Annotated in this window: 3 protein-coding genes; all 3 read right to left on the bottom strand. The window is 43.0% G+C overall.

Annotated elements, in window-relative coordinates:
- Positions 1-38: 38 nt before the first annotated feature.
- Positions 39-419 (bottom strand): hypothetical protein, encoded by a 381-nt coding sequence (locus tag PT964_RS26220; protein WP_274366313.1) that lies wholly within the window; start codon positions 417-419, stop codon positions 39-41.
- A gap of 74 nt (positions 420-493) precedes the next feature.
- Entirely contained in the window at positions 494-1,552 is a 1,059-nt protein-coding gene (locus PT964_RS26225) for a sigma-70 family RNA polymerase sigma factor (RefSeq protein WP_274366314.1), read from the bottom strand.
- 311 nt (positions 1,553-1,863) lie between these two features.
- The gene (locus tag PT964_RS26230) at positions 1,864-2,946 is read right to left on the bottom strand and encodes a Gfo/Idh/MocA family protein (protein WP_274366315.1); all 1,083 of its coding nucleotides are present in this window, start codon (positions 2,944-2,946) and stop codon (positions 1,864-1,866) included.
- Between the last annotated feature and the right edge of the window lie 134 nt (positions 2,947-3,080).

A 3,080-nucleotide genomic window follows, 5' to 3' on the forward strand; every position in this document is an offset into this window, starting at 1 on the left:
AAGTTATTTAGCAAAAAGTGTTCAAAAGTACTTGACGGTTACAAGTCCCTTAATTCGGAAACCAGTGCTCCATTTTTCTTCATTTCTTCATATAACGTTGCTATATCTCCAACCTCAAAGCAAAAAGCTTCCATCAAATGATTATCAACATTATCGATCCAATCATGTGTCTCAAAGTTTAAAGTGTACGGCTTATTCGTCTCCAAGAAAAAAATTCCTTGTCCTGAAGCTAGCTTTGCATTTCCTCCTTTAGAAAGTGTCACAAGTTTATGTTTCATGAAAAACTCCTTAGTTCTCTGTGCATTCCTCACCGGCACATAAACAGTTTCGATTCTTTTGATGAGCGCTTCCCGATGGGGGTATTTCTGTTTGAGCATCTGTTTAAGCTCAATTTTAGACAATTTTTCCTTAATCTCCATACTAATCACTCCTTTTTTGTCCTTTCAATAACAAGACGTTCCCAAAATCGATTTTGCGTCTTATAAAATAAAAATCAGTCATTCTCGAAAGCCACGAATTTATTCTTATCGGGGTCATAAAAGAAAAACGATTTGCCGCCGACTTCTTTTACTATCTCCCCAACGATAACTCCTTCTTGCTTTAATCTAGTGTGTATTTTGTTAATCTGCTCGATTGCAAATGATAAAATTGGCAAGTTACTTTCTTTTTCGGATTGTTCATAACCGGGATGTTTTTCTTTAGTTTCGAGAAAATAAAGACATTCCCCTGAAACTAACTGAGGATTACCATTATCGGATAAAGATAAACCAAAGTGTCTGACGAACCATTCCACACTACGATTGCTGTCTGAAACCGGAATATATACGCCTCCAACTTTTTGGAGTAACTGTTTCATCACCTTTTGAACGAAGCGATCATCCATCTTTCGTTGCTGCAAGGTGATTCCTATTTGTTGAGACAGATGATCCTTCAAAAGCCTCCGCGATCTTCGCAACCGGCTCTCCACGGCCTTCTCAGATACATTTAGGATTGTTGCCGTCTCCTTCATAGATTTTTCCGCTATATAGTAAAGAAGAACCGTTATCCTGTTTTGTTCATCTAATGCGTTCAGAGCTCCCCATAACTCTTCGCGCATAAACCGCTGTTCCATTCGCTCCTCAAGTGAATACTCATCAAGCAAGGTAAAAGACTCTTCGAATTGAACATTAACCGTTTGGTTTCTTCTTAGATAATCCAAACTCAACCTTCTCGTTATAACATAGAGCCAGTGTCCAGTTTTTTCATATTCATTTATTTGTCCAAGCTTGTTATAAGCTTTAATAAACGTTTCTTGAACAATGTCTTGAGCCGAATGAAAATCTCCAATGATGCCATACGCAATTGAATAAAGGACATTGGCATATTTAGCCACCAATTCTGAAAATAGCTCAATATCACCTTCCAGAATGGATGTAACCAATTCTTTGTCTGACCTCAATTGTTTTGACACTCCCTCAAAAACTCCACTTCTCTTTTGAATACGCCAGCAACATTTGAATTTCCTTTTTTTAACTTGAAACAGTAAGTATTTAGTTATAGCCATTAACTTCATTGAACTATGCTGCCCCGATAGTTTAATCCTCAAGCCGCCCTGAATGAAAGCACAGGCTTTTCTGCATGCCTCAAGGACGATTAGGCGCTACTATGCATTACTGCTCGTAAGTTTGTTCACCTCTAGGAAGCGAAACTAGAACAGGTAATTGTTTCCAGGTGTGCGATTTGATTTTAAGGAAATAATTTTTTCCCGACATCTTTCTAAAACAAATAAGCTTAGGGCTTCCCCTAAGCTTACTGCATATTTATGCATTTCCCATCGAGGTACGGGCTAGTTACAACGAAGCGATAAGGTTTTCTACTTATATATTAATCGAAATAAACTGCTTTTCCGGTCCTCGATGACTCGTAAATAGCCTCGAGAATCTCCGAAACGACGCATGCCTGTTCCGGTGTAACGACAGGGTCCGTGCCGTTCTCGATCGACTGCAGCCATCGTTTTGCCTCAAGCTCCGCCGGGTCTTCTTGGCTTCCATCATAAAAATCAACGCCGCTGGCGTCAAGCTCGACACGGTTCGTAAACAGCTTGCTTTTCTTCTCCCCGTTAATCCGAAGGCCGTCGTCCATATCGGCCCCGCCTTCCGTACCGCACAAGGTCGACTTCGCTTCCCCAGTATTGAGCATATTAATCGCCCAGCTCGATTCAAGCATGATGGTCGCACCGTTTTGCATTGTAATCATCGCCATGGCTGAATCTTCAACGGTAAACTTCGCAGGATCCCAAGACCCCCACGCATTCGCGGCGTTCTCCTTTTGAGACAACTTATGGAACGCGGTCCCTAGCACGGCTTTCGGCTTGTAATTATTCATCATCCACAGCGTCAAATCAAGTGCATGAGTACCTATATCGATGAGCGGACCCCCGCCCTGCTTATCTTCATCCAGGAAGACGCCCCAAGTCGGTACGGCACGGCGGCGAATCGCATGAGCCTTTGCGTAATAAATATCGCCGAGGGCTCCTTCTTCGCAAAGACTCTTCAAATATTGGGAGTCGGATCTGAACCGATTCTGATAGCCGATCGTCAGCTTCTTGCCCGTGCGCTTCGCCGCTTCTACCATACGGCGCGCGTCCGCAGCCGTCTTTGCCATCGGCTTTTCGCACATGACATGCTTGCCCGATTCCAAGGCAGCAATAGAAATCTCCGCATGCGAATCGTTTGGCGTGCATACATGTACGATGTCCAAAGACTTGTCGGAAAGAAGCTCTACATAATTCGTATATACTTTAGCATTCGGCGAACCGAATTTTTTGCTTGCTTCTGTCGCACGCTCTTCGTCAATGTCGCAAAAAGCGACCATCTCCGCGTTCGGCTGTTTCTTCAAAGCCGGCATATGCTTTCCGTTCGCGATCCCGCCACAGCCGATAATTCCGATCCGATAAACTTTTGTCATAGTGGTTTCCTCCGTATAGTAAGTAGTTGTTAGTTGTTTATAGCCGTATTACCGTTTTTGTATCGTTGGCTCTGACGACGGCATCGAGCACTGATATTAGGTCAATAGAGTGGACACAGAAAATTTCGTACTTC

It is taken from the genome of Paenibacillus thermotolerans (assembly GCF_028745515.1).
GTDB lineage: Bacteria > Bacillota > Bacilli > Paenibacillales > YIM-B00363 > Paenibacillus_AE > Paenibacillus_AE thermotolerans.